This window comes from Burkholderia sp. LFS061 (genome assembly GCF_047978125.1).
Lineage (GTDB): Bacteria > Pseudomonadota > Gammaproteobacteria > Burkholderiales > Burkholderiaceae > Burkholderia > Burkholderia pyrrocinia_C.
Window position 1 is genome coordinate 1 of record NZ_JBFPFS010000001.1, and the last position, 15966, is coordinate 15966.

17 protein-coding genes and 1 pseudogene are annotated in these 15966 nt (G+C 66.1%); 13 read left to right on the forward strand and 5 right to left on the reverse strand.

Going from position 1 to position 15966, the window contains the following annotated elements:
* Positions 1–182 (forward strand): annotated as a pseudogene (locus ACNQQL_RS00005) (NfeD family protein); the annotation flags it as partial.
* Between the two features lie 15 nt (positions 183–197).
* Here ACNQQL_RS00005 and ACNQQL_RS00010 read toward each other — a convergent pair.
* Complete coding sequence (locus tag ACNQQL_RS00010) at positions 198–806, reverse strand: acyl-homoserine-lactone synthase (RefSeq protein WP_126225651.1); 609 nt, start codon at positions 804–806, stop codon at positions 198–200.
* Between ACNQQL_RS00010 and lasR the strand changes: the two genes are divergently transcribed.
* Positions 805–1524: a transcriptional regulator LasR gene (gene lasR, locus ACNQQL_RS00015; RefSeq protein ID WP_347032980.1), complete on the forward strand. Its 720-nt coding sequence runs from the start codon at positions 805–807 to the stop codon at positions 1522–1524. The two genes, ACNQQL_RS00010 and lasR, sit on opposite strands and share 2 nt — an antisense overlap.
* A gap of 209 nt (positions 1525–1733) precedes the next feature.
* On the opposite strand, the gene ACNQQL_RS00020 is transcribed toward lasR, so the two are convergent.
* The gene (locus ACNQQL_RS00020; RefSeq protein ID WP_006762267.1) at positions 1734–2177 is read right to left on the reverse strand and encodes a DUF4902 domain-containing protein; all 444 of its coding nucleotides are present in this window, start codon (positions 2175–2177) and stop codon (positions 1734–1736) included.
* A gap of 73 nt (positions 2178–2250) precedes the next feature.
* On the opposite strand from ACNQQL_RS00020, the gene ACNQQL_RS00025 reads away from it, so the two are divergent.
* Together ACNQQL_RS00025 and ACNQQL_RS00030 are read left to right on the forward strand one after the other, a co-directional pair.
* Positions 2251–2970: an autoinducer binding domain-containing protein gene (locus tag ACNQQL_RS00025; protein ID WP_011659109.1), complete on the forward strand. Its 720-nt coding sequence runs from the start codon at positions 2251–2253 to the stop codon at positions 2968–2970.
* A gap of 122 nt (positions 2971–3092) precedes the next feature.
* Positions 3093–3866, forward strand: coding sequence for a slipin family protein (locus ACNQQL_RS00030; protein ID WP_072441817.1), 774 nt, complete (start codon positions 3093–3095; stop codon positions 3864–3866).
* 81 nt (positions 3867–3947) lie between these two features.
* Here ACNQQL_RS00030 and ACNQQL_RS00035 read toward each other — a convergent pair whose 3' ends face one another.
* Positions 3948–5225: an HAD family hydrolase gene (locus ACNQQL_RS00035; protein ID WP_347062779.1), complete on the reverse strand. Its 1278-nt coding sequence runs from the start codon at positions 5223–5225 to the stop codon at positions 3948–3950.
* Between the two features lie 621 nt (positions 5226–5846).
* Between ACNQQL_RS00035 and ACNQQL_RS00040 the strand changes: the two genes are divergently transcribed.
* The 5 genes from ACNQQL_RS00040 to ACNQQL_RS00060 all read left to right on the forward strand — a co-directional run bounded on the left by ACNQQL_RS00040 (position 5847) and on the right by ACNQQL_RS00060 (position 10488).
* Entirely contained in the window at positions 5847–6728 is an 882-nt protein-coding gene (locus tag ACNQQL_RS00040; protein ID WP_204421741.1) for a M24 family metallopeptidase, read from the forward strand.
* A gap of 45 nt (positions 6729–6773) precedes the next feature.
* Entirely contained in the window at positions 6774–8561 is a 1788-nt protein-coding gene (locus ACNQQL_RS00045) for an SDR family oxidoreductase (protein ID WP_347062780.1), read from the forward strand.
* Between the two features lie 30 nt (positions 8562–8591).
* Positions 8592–9497 (forward strand): metal-dependent hydrolase, encoded by a 906-nt coding sequence (locus ACNQQL_RS00050; RefSeq protein WP_347062781.1) that lies wholly within the window; start codon positions 8592–8594, stop codon positions 9495–9497.
* 78 nt (positions 9498–9575) lie between these two features.
* Positions 9576–9863: a hypothetical protein gene (locus ACNQQL_RS00055; protein WP_034180641.1), complete on the forward strand. Its 288-nt coding sequence runs from the start codon at positions 9576–9578 to the stop codon at positions 9861–9863.
* A gap of 250 nt (positions 9864–10113) precedes the next feature.
* Positions 10114–10488 (forward strand): DUF2917 domain-containing protein, encoded by a 375-nt coding sequence (locus ACNQQL_RS00060; RefSeq protein WP_072442059.1) that lies wholly within the window; start codon positions 10114–10116, stop codon positions 10486–10488.
* A gap of 160 nt (positions 10489–10648) precedes the next feature.
* Here the strand turns inward: ACNQQL_RS00060 and ACNQQL_RS00065 are convergent, their stop codons facing one another.
* Entirely contained in the window at positions 10649–10927 is a 279-nt protein-coding gene (locus tag ACNQQL_RS00065; RefSeq protein ID WP_072441829.1) for a hypothetical protein, read from the reverse strand.
* 755 nt (positions 10928–11682) lie between these two features.
* On the opposite strand from ACNQQL_RS00065, the gene ACNQQL_RS00070 reads away from it, so the two are divergent.
* Positions 11683–12984, forward strand: coding sequence for an NCS2 family permease (locus ACNQQL_RS00070; protein WP_347062782.1), 1302 nt, complete (start codon positions 11683–11685; stop codon positions 12982–12984).
* A 90-nt stretch (positions 12985–13074) separates the two neighbouring features.
* Here the strand turns inward: ACNQQL_RS00070 and ACNQQL_RS00075 are convergent, their stop codons facing one another.
* Positions 13075–13926, reverse strand: a complete 852-nt coding sequence (locus ACNQQL_RS00075; RefSeq protein WP_204421745.1) for a LysR substrate-binding domain-containing protein — start codon at positions 13924–13926, stop codon at positions 13075–13077.
* A 200-nt stretch (positions 13927–14126) separates the two neighbouring features.
* Between ACNQQL_RS00075 and ACNQQL_RS00080 the strand changes: the two genes are divergently transcribed.
* The 3 genes from ACNQQL_RS00080 to ACNQQL_RS00090 are packed head-to-tail and all read left to right on the forward strand — an operon-like array spanning position 14127 to position 15867.
* Positions 14127–14666, forward strand: coding sequence for a sugar ABC transporter (locus ACNQQL_RS00080; RefSeq protein ID WP_347062783.1), 540 nt, complete (start codon positions 14127–14129; stop codon positions 14664–14666).
* A 13-nt stretch (positions 14667–14679) separates the two neighbouring features.
* Complete coding sequence (locus tag ACNQQL_RS00085) at positions 14680–15006, forward strand: hypothetical protein (RefSeq protein WP_347062784.1); 327 nt, start codon at positions 14680–14682, stop codon at positions 15004–15006.
* Positions 15007–15009: 3 nt separating this feature from the next.
* The gene (locus ACNQQL_RS00090) at positions 15010–15867 is read left to right on the forward strand and encodes an MBL fold metallo-hydrolase (protein WP_347062785.1); all 858 of its coding nucleotides are present in this window, start codon (positions 15010–15012) and stop codon (positions 15865–15867) included.
* Positions 15868–15966 lie beyond the last annotated feature (99 nt).

Genomic DNA, 15966 nt, shown 5'->3' on the forward strand with positions numbered 1-15966 from the left:
GCCCCGCGCCATCGGCCGCGGGCTGGGCACGCGTGCATGGCGAGCGCTGGCGCGTCGCGAGCAGCGTGCCGCTCGCCGCGGGCTCCCGCGTGCGCGTCACCGGCCGCCAGGGATTGCTGCTCACCGTCTCACCGCTCTACGACGTGCCGGCTCAGGAACAACAACACCACGGAGAACCAACAAACGGGCGTTCCGGCTCAGGCGGCGATGGCTTGCCGGGCGGCCCGTCCCGGCTCGATTCCAAGTGCAGCAAACGTTTGCGGATCGATGTCGATCCAGCACGCGACAACCAGACGACCGTCCACCTGCTTCGGCGGCCCTGCCCGGTGCGCGTGCACGCCGATCCGGCGGAACAGCCGCTCCATGCTCGCGAACGTCACGCCGATCAGCTGCCGCGCGCCCAGCTGCGCCGCGCATTCGACGACCGCGGCGAGCATCGGGCGGACGGCCCACTCGGCATTGCCCGGACCGCCTTCGTCGCCGGTCGCCGCGAACCGCGACAGCTCCCAGACGGCAGCCGATTGCGGCAGCGGGACGCCTTCGGCGACCAGGTCGGCGAACAGCGACTTCAGCAGATACGGGCGGGTGGTCGGCAACAGGCGCGCACATCCGCACACGTCGCCGCCGGCGTTTCTCGCGAACACGTAGACGGTATCGTCGCGATCGAACTGATCGCGCTCGAAACTCTCGTTCGCCGACGGAAGCGCCCAACCGAGCTGTTCGACGAATACACGACGCCGATAGCGCCCTAAATCCGCTGCAAGTTCGTGCGGCAACCGCCCTTCCTCGTGAACGAAGGTTCGCATGGCCTTGGTTGACGGTTTTCTTGAGCTGGAACGCTCAAGTGGAAAATTGGAGTGGAGCGCCATCCTGCAGAAGATGGCGAGCGACCTTGGATTCTCGAAGATCCTGTTCGGCCTGTTGCCTAAGGACAGCCAGGACTACGAGAACGCCTTCATCGTCGGCAACTACCCGGCCGCCTGGCGCGAGCATTACGACCGGGCTGGCTACGCGCGGGTCGACCCGACGGTCAGTCACTGTACCCAGAGCGTACTGCCGATTTTCTGGGAACCGTCCATCTACCAGACGCGAAAGCAGCACGAGTTCTTCGAGGAAGCCTCGGCCGCCGGCCTGGTGTATGGGCTGACCATGCCGCTGCATGGTGCTCGCGGCGAACTCGGCGCGCTGAGCCTCAGCGTGGAAGCGGAAAACCGGGCCGAGGCCAACCGTTTCATAGAGTCGGTCCTGCCGACCCTGTGGATGCTCAAGGACTACGCACTGCAGAGCGGTGCCGGACTGGCCTTCGAACATCCGGTCAGCAAACCGGTGGTTCTGACCAGCCGGGAGAAGGAAGTGTTGCAGTGGTGCGCCATCGGCAAGACCAGTTGGGAGATATCGGTTATCTGCAACTGCTCGGAAGCCAATGTGAACTTCCATATGGGAAATATTCGGCGGAAGTTCGGTGTGACCTCCCGCCGCGTAGCGGCCATTATGGCCGTTAATTTGGGTCTTATTACTCTCTGAATGGGTGTCCTCGGATTGATCTTTGTATGCACGCATTACAGCGCGCGTCCCGAGGAGGCGGTAACTGGTAACTCTTACAGGTAGACGTGCGCCGACGCGATTCGACCGGTGGTAACGGTTTCTTGATCGGCGGGATTGAAATACGGGCGGCTTTTGCTTATAAAGAGCGCCAGTCTTGAGGAAATGTCAGAGGAAAGCGTGGCAGATTGTCACTGGAGCGTGGGACCGGCATGATAGGTGTCATTGCGGCCGAGCAGCGCCGATGCGACGGCGGCGGGCCAGTCGATGCCAGCGAGCCGCGCGACGAGCGCGGCGGCGGTGCGGAACATGCCGAGGTCGGCGCCGTTGGCGTCCACGGCCATGATGTTGCTGCGGACGTCGCCGCCCGCGATCACGAACGTGCCCGTTGCACGTTCGAGATACCAGTCCCAGCCGACCGTCAGGTATGCGACGCCGGCACTGGCCGGGCGGTGCCATTCGGTATAGCCGGCCAGGCGCGCGTCGATGGCGCTGTCGCGCAGTTCCGCGAGCAGCGATGCATCGAGGTCGCTGGCGACATGGTCGAGCGCGAGCGCGGCCAGTGCGTTTTCGGACAGCCGTACGTAGCCGTCCGGAGACGGGCCGCGGACCGGGTGCAACAAAGGTGAAGTCATGCGCGGAATGTATCAGCCCCGAACCGGCGCTGGCACCTGACAGGTATGACAGCGTGACGTTGTCGGAGAAATAATGGAATTACGCTGGCAGGATGCCTACCAACAATTCAGTGCCGCGGAAGACGAGCAGCAGCTCTTCCAGCGGATCGCTGCCTATTCTAAACGCCTCGGCTTCGAATATTGCTGTTACGGCATTCGCGTGCCGCTGCCCGTATCGAAGCCGGCCGTCGCGATCTTCAATACCTATCCGGACGGCTGGATGGCGCGCTACCAGGCGCAGAACTACATCGAGATCGATTCGACGGTTCGCGACGGCGCGATGAGCACCAACATGATCGTGTGGCCGGACGTCGACCGGATCGACCCGTGCCCGTTGTGGCAGGACGCGCGCGACTACGGGCTGTCGGTGGGCGTTGCGCAGTCGAGCTGGGCGGCGCGCGGCGCGTTCGGGCTGCTGAGCATCGCCCGTCATGCGGACCGGCTCACGCCGGCCGAGATCAACATGCTGACGCTGCAGACGAACTGGCTCGCGAACCTGTCGCATTCGCTGATGAGCCGCTTCATGCTGCCGAAGCTGTCGCCGGAGTCGAGCGTCACGCTGACCGCACGCGAGCGCGAGGTGCTGCGCTGGACGGCCGAAGGCAAGACCGCGTGCGAGATCGGCCAGATCCTCAGCATCTCGGAGCGCACGGTCAACTTCCACGTGAACAACATCCTCGAGAAGCTCGGCGCGACGAACAAGGTCCAGGCGGTCGTCAAGGCGATCGGGGCCGGACTCATCGACACGCCCTGACGCGGCACCGGCGGCGGGGCAGTCCCGCCGCCGGATCGCATGAACGGCCGCTGCCGCTCACTCCATCAGCGGCTCCGCTTCCTTCGCGGTCCAGCTCACGCTGGAAATGCTTTTCTCCATGCATGATGGGCTACACCTTCGGCTTCAGCAGCGTCCTGATCGTCTTCGTCGTGGTGCTCGTCGCGTCGTCGATCCGCATCTTCCGCGAGTACGAGCGCGGCGTGGTGTTCATGCTCGGCCGGTTCTGGAAAGTGAAGGGCCCGGGGCTCGTGCTGATCATCCCGATCGTCCAGCAGGTCGTGCGGATCGACCTGCGCACCGTCGTGTTCGACGTGCCGCCGCAGGACGTGATCACGCGCGACAACGTGTCGGTGAAGGTGAATGCGGTGGTGTATTTCCGCGTCGTCGATCCGGAGAAGGCCGTGATCCAGGTCGCGCGCTTCTTCGATGCAACGAGCCAGCTCTCGCAGACGACGCTGCGCTCGGTGCTCGGCAAGCACGAGCTCGATGCGCTGCTGGCCGAGCGCGAACAACTGAATGCCGACATCCAGAAGACGCTCGACGCGCAGACCGATGCGTGGGGGATCAAGGTATCGACGGTCGAGATCAAGCACGTCGACTTGAACGAGACGATGGTGCGCGCGATCGCGCGGCAGGCCGAGGCCGAGCGCGAGCGGCGCGCGAAGGTGATTCATGCGGAAGGCGAATTGCAGGCGTCCGAGAAGCTGCTGCAGGCCGCGCAGCGGCTCGCGCAGGAGCCGCAGGCGATGCAGCTGCGCTATCTGCAGACGCTGACGACGATCGCGGCGGACAAGAACTCGACGATCGTGTTCCCGCTGCCGATCGATCTGCTGGGGGCGCTGCTGGACCGCTTGGGCCCGCCGCGCGCGCGCTGAGACGCGCGTCTCCCGGCCCGCGCGACGCCGACACCGATCCCGACGGACGCCGGGCCGCGACGGCCCGGCGTCCGGCGTACGTCAAGCCAGCAGCTTGCGCTCGGTCTTGCCGTACTTGATCGACTTCTCGTCCGGGATCATCAGGCCCGTGTGCTCGTCGCGGCCCTGCAGCAGGAAGCGCGCGTCCGGCTTGCCGATCTGCTCGGCCGCGAGCTTGCTGTCCGCGCCGATTTCGCCCTTCTTCATCCGGTTGACGATCACGCCGGCCGCGGTGTCCTTGAAGTCGCGCAGCATCCACGCGTCGCCGTCGCTGTCGCCGAACACCAGCAGCGGGCCATAGCCCTTCTTCGATTCGAGGACATTGCGGATGCCGACCGTCTTGCCGGGGCCGTAGTTGAAGTGCCAGCCGTCCGGGTAGCGGCTTTCATACTTGCCATCGCGCATGTCGAGGCGCAGGCCGATCACGTTCCCGGGCGGCACGCCGTAGCCATAGTTCGGATTGCCGGCGAACACGCGCACGACATCGTCGAGCGACGCCGTGCTCACGTACACGTCGATGCCGTTCGCGCGCAGCGTGTGCATCACCGCGCGGATTTCCTCATGAATGCGGATGCCGTGGAAATGCGTGTCGGCCACTACACCGGCCTTGCCCGGCAGCGACTTCGGGCTTTCGTAGCGGACCTTGCGCAGCGCGTCGCCGATGCCGTAGTTGTTCGACGCTTCCGCCATCGCCTGCAGCTCGGCGGTCGTCATGTTCCTGTAGAAATAGATGATCCACTTGTAGCCGATCTCGAGCGGGTGCGTGTCGCAGATCGCGTCGTACATGAAGTACAGCTTCGCGCGGAAATCCTTGAACTGATCGGTCTCGCGAATCTCGTCGAGGCTCTTGCTGCCGCCGAATCCCTGGTAGTTCGCGTAGAGCCAGCGATAGTCGGATTCGACGTCGGCGGCGAGGTCTTCCATCGTCACCGGCTTGCCGTCGATCGTCGTGTAGTCCTTCACGAACGCGCCCTTCGGCACGTCCTTCCATATCACGTCGACGAATTCGTCCGGCGTCAGCTTGTACTGCAGATGGTTGATCTGGTACATCAGCAACGCCTCTTCGCAGTCGTTCATGATGCACGTGTTGTCCCAGTCGAACACCGCGTACGGGCGGCGCTTTTCGTCGTAGCGCGCGCTCGCGACGCCATGCCGGTCGAGCACCGCCTGCAGGCGCGCGGCGTTGAACGGCGACCAGCGGCCCGGGTCCAGCGCGTCCGGCGCGGTTGCGCTCTTCGCGCCGGCCGTGCCGGCCTTGAGCATCAGCGACGTCGCAGCGGTCGCCGCGGCAAGGGTATTCATGAACTTGCGGCGTTGCATGGTCTCTCTCCGTGGTGTGTCGAATCGGTTCCGGTCGCTACCCTGCGCGGCGCACCGCGCACCGGCTGCTCATCGGCGCGTCGAAGCCGGGACGGCTCCGAACTGGGGGCGGATGATGTGACGAAATTATTTCGGCAATATGACGGCGTCACGTCGCGACGCGACGGAGACTTGATCCGGCGCGACATGCCGGGCCGTCACATGCCGGGCCGTCGCCAAGGCGGCAGCACGCGCGACCATCCGGGCCGGCTCCGGAGCCGCTCGTGACAACCTCCGGCCGGCGCCCCCGATCCGTCCGCGTGCGCACCGGCGGCCATCCGGCCCCAACCTTCGGAAACCTAGAGTCCCCCCTCCATTTCGGCCCTTCATTAGGACAAATCCTCACCCCCGGGGGCTGGCGCGCCACGCCGAACCGGCTATCATCGTTACATTACTCAATGGCACATTTAATGCTGACTGAATAATTCGCGACGGGAACACCGGCGGATGCATTCCGGATCAGCGCCCCGCTTTGCACAGGACCGGAGCGCGCTTTGCGTGGGACCGGAGTCCGTGCCGAAGCACCAACACCGGTCGACAAGCGCTGAAGCGCCCGCTCTGGCCGACATATGGAGACGCATCATGGCCGACCACCACCCGCTGCCGGAAGTCCACCTCGACGAGCTGCCGCAATTCCGCGCGGTCCAGCAGCTTGCCTACCGCTGCGTCGAAACCGTCGGCGCGATGCTCTACCCCGGCATCACCGAGAAGGAAGCCGCGCGCCTGCTGACCGAATGGCTGCAGGACAACGGCGTGCACGACTGGCTGCACAAGCCGTTCGCGTGGTTCGGCGACCGCACCGCGTTCGAGGGCTTCTCGGGCCTCAAGCACATGGGCGGCTTCAATCTCGCATTCTTCCCGAGCAACCGGCAGCTTGAAACCGACATGCCGGTGATCCTCGACGTCGCGCCCGTGCTCGACGGCATCGTGGCCGACGTGGGCTACGCGCACTGCCTCGGCGAGAACCCGATCCTCGAACAGTTGCGGGACGACCTGATGGACCATCGCGACATGATCGTGCGGCTCGTGAAGGCGCGCCGATCGATGGCCGAGGTCGCGCAGGAAGTCGATGCGCTGTGCCGCCGCCAGGGCGTCGAGCCGCGCCACAAGGCCTATCCGTTCAAGGTGCTCGCGCATCGCGTCGCGAAGATCCACAAGCTGTCGAAGCCGCGCTTCGTCGCGCGTTTCGGGCTGAACGCGACGCGCAACCTGCTGCTCGACCAGGGCCGCGCGGCAAAGCAGCAGGGCTGGTCGCCGCTGTGGTCGATCGATCGCCGCTCCGAGCATGCGCCCGTGCCGGGCCTGTGGGCCGTCGAGCCGCACCTCGGCTTCGCCGGCGTCGGCGCGAAATTCGAAGAGCTGCTCGTGATCACCGACGACGACGCGTACTGGCTCGACGACGACCTGCCGCACGTGCGCCGCTGGCAGCGCCGCCAGGCCGAACGCGCGCGGGCCGCCGCCTGACGTGCCCGCGCCTTTCCTCCCGAATCCCTGAACGACGGACTCACGATGCAGCCTCTTTCCGACGAAGCGCCGCTGGCCCTGTTCGAATCGGTTCATAACGAGACGGCGGTCGCCTCGGGCGACCTGACGCTCGCGGTCAAAACCTGGGGCGACCCGGCCCGTTCGCCGGTCGTGCTCGTGCACGGTTATCCCGACGACAGCAGCGTCTGGCAGCACGTCGCACCGCTGCTCGCGCGCAAGCACTACGTGATCGCTTACGACGTGCGCGGCGCGGGCCTGTCCGGCGTGCCGAAGCGCACGGCCGACTATCACCTCGCGAAGCTGACCGACGATTTCATCGCGGTGATCGATGCACTCTGCCCCGGCCGCGCCGTCCATCTGATCGCGCACGACTGGGGCTCGATCCAGGGCTGGGAATTCGTCACCGATCCGCGCCTTTCCGGCCGCATCGCGTCGTACACGTCGTGCTCGGGGCCGTGCCTCGACCACGTCGGCTTCTGGCTGCGCGAACGCGTGCTGCGCCCGACGCCCGCGTCGCTGGCCAGGCTCGGCGGCCAGCTCGTGCGGTCGTGGTACGTGTACCTGTTCCACCTGCCGTTCATCCCCGAGCTCGGCTGGCGGCTGTGGCTCGGCCGCGCATGGCCGCGCCTGCTGCGCCGCCTCGAAAAAACGCCCGCCGCGCCGCGCCCGACGCAGGCCGACGACGGCGCGCGCGGCGTGCGCCTCTATCGCGCGAACTTCATCCGCTGCCTGTTCGCGCCGCGCGAACGCTACGCGCATGCGCCCGTGCAGACGATCGTGCCGCTCGGCGACAAATACGTGAGCCCCGCGCTGTCCGAGAATCTGTCGCGCTGGGTACCGCAGTACTACCGGCGCGAAGTTGCGGCCGGCCACTGGCTGCCGCTCGCCGATCCCGCGCGCTTCGCGGATCTCGCTGGGCAACTGATCGACGCGGTCGAATCGGGCCACGAACCTCCCGCGCTCGCGAACGCGCGGCGCCGCGCAACCAGCGGGCGCTTCAGCGGCAAGGTCGCGGTCGTCACCGGCGCGGGCAGCGGCATCGGCCGCTGCGCGGCCCTCGCGTTCGCCCGCGAAGGCGCGACGGTCGTCGCCTGCGACATCGATGTCGCGAGCGCGGAGCGCACCGCGCTGCTGATCGGGCTGACCGGCGCGCAGGCACACGCGAAGCGCGTCGACGTCGGGTCCGCCGACGAGATGGAAGCGCTCGCGGCGTGGGTCGGCAGCGAACTCGGCGGCGCGGACGTCGTGATCAACAACGCGGGCATCGGCATGGCCGGCGGCATCCTCGACACGAGCACGCGGCACTGGGAGCGCATCCTGCACGTGAACCTGTGGGGCGTGATCCACGGCTCGCGGCTGTTCGCGCGGCAGATGGCCGCGCGCGGCACCGGCGGCCACATCGTCAACACCGCGTCGGCCGCCGCGTTCGGGCCGTCGCGCGACCTGCCCGCGTATGCGACGACCAAGGCCGCCGTGCTGATGCTCAGCGAATGCATGCGCGCGGAACTCGCGGAAAAGGGCATCGGCGTGACGGCCGTGTGCCCCGGTTTCGCGGAAACCGGAATCATGGCGTCCACGCAATACGCGGGCGCCAACGCGCAGGACGAAGCGCGGCTGCGCAAGCGCGCGACGAAGCTGTATCAGATGCGCGGCCTGAAACCCGAAACCGTCGCGCGGGCGATGGTCGACGGCGTGCTGCGCAACCGCCCTGTCGTCGCGATCGGCGGCGAGGCGCACGCGATGCGCTTCGTCGGCCGCTTCATGCCGTGGCTCGGCCGGATGATCGCCCGCGTCAGCATGGCATCGCATTGACGGCGCATGACGCCGCACACGGAGACACCGATGACCGAACCCGCCGACTACCACAAGATCAAGGCCCGGCACGTGAAGTTCGACTTCAGCGACACGCCGATCACCTGGGTGCCGAACGATCCGGGCAGCACCCACATCATCAACACGCTGAACCTGCTGTTCCCGGAAGGCGAACTGTGGTTCTGCCGCGTGTACAACAAGGCGCTGCCGCTGATCACCGATGCACGCCTGCGCGACGAGGCCGAAGGCTTCCTGCGGCAGGAAGCCGTGCACTCGCGTTCGCACGGCGGCGTGCTCAAGCACTATTACGACCGGCACGGGATCGACACGAAACCGTTCACGCAGAAGCTCAACCGGTTGTTCACGCGCGTGCTCGGCGAACAGCCGCTCGGGCTGAAGATCGGCCATACGCGTTTCTGGCTGCGGCAGCAACTCGCCGTGATCGCGTCGCTCGAACACTTCTTCGGCTATCTCGGCAACTGGGTGCTCAACGCGCACGGGCTCGACGAGGGCTGTGCCGACCCGACGATGGTCGACCTGCTGCGCTGGCACGGCGCCGAGGAAGTCGAGCACCGCACCGTCGCGTTCGACATCTACCGGCACCTGGGCGGCACCTATCCGGAGCGCTGCGTGCACATGGCGTTCGTGATCCTGCTGCTGCTCTACTACATCACGACCGGCGCGAAGTTCATGTACAGGCGCGACCCGGACGCCGGCCGCTACCCGGGCTTCGTGCTCGCGTGGTGGCAGGGCTCGCGGCGCGGGCACCTGCCGTCGTTCTGGAAGGTGATCGGCGCGGCGCTGCGCTATTTCAAGCCGGGCTATACGCCGCATCACGAAGGCTCGACCGAGCAGGCGCTCGAATACCTCGCGCGCTCGCCGGCCGCCCAGGCGGCCGCGCACGGCGGCAACTGGGGCACCACGAAGGGTGCGTAACCGGGTTTCCGGCGGGCGCGGCGGGCGGCGCCCGCCGAAATGCGTACAATCGCGGCTTCATTTCCCGGAGGTGCCGCGATGGCCATGAAGAAAACCGATCTCGAAAAGAACAAGGCGCTCAAGCTGACGCATGCGATGAAGCAGTCGGGCGCCACCCGTTTCGGCAAGGGCGCCGAAGACGCGGCAAAGCTCGACCGCCGCGCGCAGCGCAAGCTCGACCAGGAACAGGGCCTCGTGCCGTTTGCGTGCAAGCTCAACGCCGAACTCGTCGAGCAGCTGAAGGCGCGCGCGGCCACGCATCCCGAAGGGATGACGGGCCTGCTGTCCGAATTGCTCGTGAACGGGCTCGCGCAACGCGACGCGTAACCGCCACGCATCTCGAAAATGTCGTTGACAGCGCCGCGCTGCCACGACAAACTCGTTCGCATGCCTACGTTCAAGCTCATCGCCATCGCGAAACATTGCCCGGTGAACATTCGAAAGAATGGATCACGGGAGGCGCTTGTGCGTTAGCAATCGAGCAGTACCGCATGTCACACAAGGCCTCGCCGGAAACGGATGAGGCCTTTTTGTTCTGGTGCGCGTCATCCGTCCGGCTCACTGAATGGAGAAGACGATGGACCAGGCAAGCCCGCTGTTTGACCGTCCCGACCGGCGCCGCGCCGGCACGATCGCGTTACCGACCGTCGTGATCCGTTTCGCGGTCGCGCCGCGCACGACGATGACCTGGCGCGCGCCGCAAGACGCGGAGATCCGCGCACACGGCGCGGCGCTATGGATCACGCGCCCGCCGAGCGTCGACGACTACTGGGTGCAGCCCGGCGACGTGCTGCGCATCGCACGCGGCGACCGCATCTGGATCGGCACCGATGCCGACCGATCGGCCGAAGCGTCGATCACGACCGCCTATGTGCGGCGCGGCGCGCGCTTCAGGCGCACGCTCGCGCAAGTGCAACGTTTGCTCGTCGGGGTATGGAGAAGGAGTGGATGATTGACGCGCCGTCACGCACGCGAGACGCGGAACGGCCGCAACCGCAAACAGACGCACCTGCAGCGCTAACCGCCGCAGGTGCGCATCGAATGACGCGGCACGCCAATGCGTGCCGCGAGCGATCGCGCGCCGTGCGCAGCAACCGGATGCAGCAGGTGCATCAGGTGCTGGCGGCGAGACGCGGGCCCGTGCTTCGGGGAGTCGAATCGAGCTCGGGGCGTAGCGCAGCCTGCGAGGTCACCCACGGATCGATGCCCTGCTTCTGCACCTCTTCGAGGAATGACACACGTGTACGCCAGTAATCCGCCTGTAATTTCGCATCGATGACGCGCTGTTCCGCAGTGAACAGTTCCATGCGCGCCGTCACGAGCATCGACGCAGCGGTTTTTTCCGGCGTGGGGGCGTGTCGCATCGCCCAACGGCTGATCCAGTTCAACATGCTGACCTCCGTGATTACGGACGAACCCGCATCGGGCAATCGCAATCGGCCATGCCTGCCCAAACGCGCAACGGCCTTGACCGCCATTCACCGCCTGGCCTGCACGGACTGCGACTCCCCCGCGTCGGCAATTACCGGCCGGCGTGTGCATGCGCGGTGTATCTATCCTAGAAAGACTTGCCGGTTTATGCGATGGGGTCTTGCAATCTTTTACACAGAAACCACAGTCGCCCACGCGTCGCGAAATGACAGTTGCGGGCGGAACGGCTTCGGCGCAGGATAGCTCGTTATCTGCAACCGCCTGGGCTGACGAATGGCCGCTGCACGCCGCAGCGCTCTCGCACCGGCCACGCACGCGCGTTCGCGCGCACGTCATGCCTGCACCGTATTCGTGCAGCATGCAGGCGCTCCGTTTCAGTCGAATGTCATCGCGTACCGGCCGCGCGCAATGTGGCCGGTGTGCCGTTGCGCACGCATCGGCCGCCCCCTGTTCGTCACGCTCCCGTTTTTACCCTTTCCGCCCGCCCGTTCCGACCGAACCGGTAAAATGCGCGCCTTCGTCGCGCGGCCGGGCTGCCAGACCGTTCGCGCACCGGCAGCCGATCGTGCCCTCCAACTATATCGTCCGAGCTATCCGCGCTATTACAATCCGCCGATAGCCGGGCAATAGTGGCTGGTTACATTAAGCCCGCCGCTGCCTTTACAACAATTCGGCACAACAAGCAACACGACAACCCGACCGGAGAAACGCCCTAATGGAATCCATCAAGCGGTATTTCGGCTTCGCTGAAGCCGGCACCGACTTCCGCACCGAAATACTCGCGGGCGTCACCACGTTCCTGACGATGGCCTACATCATCTTCGTCAACCCCGCGATCCTCGGCGACGCCGGCATGCCGAAGGAATCCGTGTTCGTCGCGACCTGCCTCGTCGCGGCGCTGGCTTCGATCATCATGGGGCTGTACGCGAACTACCCGATCGCGTGCGCGCCCGGCATGGGCCTGAACGCGTATTTCGCGTACACGGTCGTCAAGGGGATGGGCTTCACGTGGCAGGCCGCGCTCGGCGCGGTGTTCATCTCCGGCTGCCTGTTCCTGCTCGTCACGCTGTTCCGCGTGCGCGAGGCGATCGTCAACGGCATTCCGAAATCGCTGCGGATCTCGATCACGGCCGGCATCGGCCTGTTCCTCGGCATCATCTCGCTGAAGACGTCGGGCGTGATCGTCGGCAGCCCGGCCACGCTCGTCACGCTCGGCGACCTGCACAAGCACGACACGATCCTCGCGATCGTCGGCTTCTTCACGATCGTCACGCTCGACCACCTGCGCGTGCGCGGCGCGATCCTGATCGGCATCATCGGTGTCACGATCCTGTCGTTCTTCTTCGGCGACAACCAGTTCCACGGCGTGTTCTCCGCGCCGCCGTCGATCGACGCGACGCTGTTCAAGCTCGACATCCGCGCCGCGCTGTCGACCGGCATCATCAACGTGATCCTGGTGTTCTTCCTCGTCGAGCTGTTCGACGCGACGGGCACGCTGATGGGCGTCGCGAACCGCGCGGGCCTGCTCGTCGAAGGCAAGATGAACCGCCTGAACAAGGCGCTGCTCGCCGACAGCACGGCGATCGTCGCGGGCTCGCTGCTCGGCACGTCGTCGACCACCGCGTATATCGAAAGCGCATCGGGCGTGCAGGCCGGCGGCCGCACGGGCATGACGGCCATCACCGTCGCGGTGCTGTTCCTCGCGTGCCTGTTCATCGCGCCGCTCGCCGGCGTCGTGCCGGGCTACGCAACCGCTCCGGCGCTGCTGTACGTGTCGTGCCTGATGCTGCGCGAGATGGTCGACGTGCCCTGGGACGATGCGACGGAAGCCGTGCCGGCCGCGCTGACCGCGCTGCTGATGCCGTTCACGTACTCGATCGCGAACGGCGTCGCGTTCGGCTTCATCGCATACGGCGGCCTCAAGCTGCTGACGGGCCAGGCCCGCACGGTCAAGCCGATCGTGTGGATCATCGCGGCCGTGTTCCTGTTCCGCTACTTCTATCTCGGCAGCGAATGACGGACACGCTTCGGCGCGATGCATGATGGGAAACGCCGCCTTCGGGCGGCGTTTTTGTTCGGGCATGCGCCCGGCGCGAACGACGCCACGTCATGCATCCGCTTCCCCGAGCACCCAGCGTGCAAAGGTCTGCAGCGGCCCGTCGCCAAGATCCAGCGCTTCGGGCAACACGAGACAGAAGCGCTTGACCACGCCCCGACCATCCGGCCAGGGCGCGGCGAGCAACCCTTGCGCAATCTCGGTGTCGACATACAGCCGCGGCACCAGCGCGACGCCGAGCCCGGCCAGGGCTGCCGCGATCAGCATCGAGTAAAGATCGTAGCGTGCACCGGCGGCCGGATTGCTCACCGGCAACCCCGTTTCCTGCACGTACGCCGACCACGCGTCGGGCGTCTGGCGCTTGTGAAGGCGCGGCAGCCTGCCCAGCAACGCGTCCGGATGCCCGCTCGCGAGCAGCGACGGGTGGCAGACCGGCACCAGCACCTCCTCGCATAGCCGGTACGTATGCATGCCGGCCCAGGCAGGATGCTCGAAGTGAATCGCTGCGTCGAATCCGCTGCCGGCCAGCACGAACGGATCCGCGCGATCCGCGAAATGCACCGTGATGTTCGGATGCTGCGCCTGGAACCGCTTGAGCCGCGGAATCAGCCAGCGCGTCGCAAACGTCGGCGTCACGGCGATATCGACGCTGCCGCCGTCGCCGGGCTGCCCCATCATGTACTGGCTGTCGCGCTCGAGCCGGTCCAGCACTTCGCGAACCTGCGCCGCATAGCGCGCGCCGTTCGGCGCAACCCGAACGCGGTTGCCGACACGCTCGAACAGCGCCACGCCGAGAAACGTCTCCAGCCGGCCGATCTGCCGGCTGATCGCCCCTTCCGTCAATGCCAGTTCGTCGGCGGCGCGCGCGAAGCTGCCGTGCCGCGCCGCGGCCTCGAATGCCATCAATGCCGAATTGCTCGGAATCCTGCGTCGCGTCACGATTGCTCCCGGTCCGACGATCGTCGGTCAAAGCTTGATTAAATATCAATGAACGGTGACGAATTATCGTTTTTCGCCGCTACAACGCCTGATTATCATGACAAAAACTCAACCAGTCGAGCGACGATCGATCTCGAAAGCCGCTTGCTCCCCGTGGAGGCGTGATGATCTATACCGTTGAATGCAGCTTCGCCGACCGTGCCACCGAAGCCGAGTGGAACGATTTCTACAGCAGGATCAAACTTCCGGCGCTGATCTCCGTATCTGGCTTCCGCACGTCGCAACGCTTTCGCGCCCTCGGCGGCGACGGCCCCATCTACCTCGCGCTTCACACGATCGAGAGCCCCGACGTGCTGACGTCGGCCGAGTATCGCGACAAAGGCGGCGGCAATTTCGCGCGCTGGCAGCCGCATATCGTCGAGTGGAGACGCAACGTGTACGACGGCGCGGCACCCGCGCCGACCGTGTCCGGCCATCAGTGGCTGGCCGTGTGCGACGACGCTGCCCCATTCGCGCAAGCGGGCATCGCAGCCAGCGCGATTCGCGCGATCGCGCTGGACCGCCAGCCGGCCCATCGCTGGCTGGCCGTCCTGACACACGATCAGGCGCGGCTCGCGTCCGAGCCGTCCGACACCGCGATCCGGCTCTACGCGCCGATGGGCGACCAACTCGTCGGCGCGCCGGCGTCGACGTCCGCACGCTGACGGGAGCCCAGTCATGCCCAGCGTCACGATTTTCATCCCCGAGGCGAGCATGCCGTCGAACGCCGCACTCGACGCGCTCTCGTCGGCCTGCGCGACCCTCTGCACCGACGTGTTGCGGGCCGCACCCGGCACGGTCCATGTCGTTCATGTCCCGGTCAGGCACGGCTGCGGACATCCCGTCAGCGCGGAGATCTGCTATCGCCTCGAATCATTTCGCACCACTGAGTTAATGAACCGATTCATGACCGATCTGGATCGCGAAATTCTCCGCCACACCGGATTCGTCGCACGCATCCGCTGCTTTGGCTACGACACGATCCACCTTCACGCCCGACATTGATCCATGAGCGAACCACTTCCCTGCTTCCCGTTCCGCCGGATCGGCGATTTCTCGGTCACCGCGATAAGCGACGGCACGCTGACGGCCGGCCTCGACTTGCTTTCGAACATCGCGCTCGACGACGCGACCGGCATCATGCACCGGGCGGGCATCCACACGCCGTCCAGCGTGAACATCAACTGTTACGTGATACGCGGGAACGGCCGCACCGTGCTTGTCGATGCCGGCGCCGGCGGCATCCGGAACTGGGGCGGCCGCCTGATTCCGTCGCTGTCGCGAGCCGGCATCGATACGCGCGACATCGACACGATCCTGCTGACGCACGCGCATCCCGACCACATCGGCGGCCTGCTCGACGCGAGCGGGCAGCCGGCCTTTCCGGATGCGGAGGTGCTCATTCACGAACGGGAACGCTCGTTCTGGCTGGACGGTGAATCGTACGATCGAGCGAATGAGCGAGCTCGCGTCAATTTCCGGATCGCGCGGCACACTTTCGACGTCTATCGGGCAAAGCTGCGCACCATCGATGCAGGCGGCGTGCTGCCCGGCATCGTAGCCGTGCCGCTGCCGGGGCATACGCCCGGTCACACCGGCTATCGCATCGAATCGCGTGGCGAGTGCCTGCTGATCTGGGGCGATCTCGTGCATTTCGCGCCGATTCAGGTGGCTCGCCCGGACGTCTCGATCGCGTTCGATCACGATCCGTCGCAGGCGTTTGCGACGCGCTCGGCAACACTCGCCGAGGCCGCTTCGGACAACCTGCTGATTGCGGGAATGCACCTCGCCGAAGCCGGCTTCGCACGCATCGCGCGAACGAACGGCGAAACAGGCGGCGCGTATGCGCTCACCGGGGCGGACTGAGCGAAACGGAACAACGGGCACGCCATCGCGCCGCACGACGATCGGATCGGCCGCGCATCAGGCGGCGTCAGCGTGCGGTCGAACGAGCGTGCGCCGATA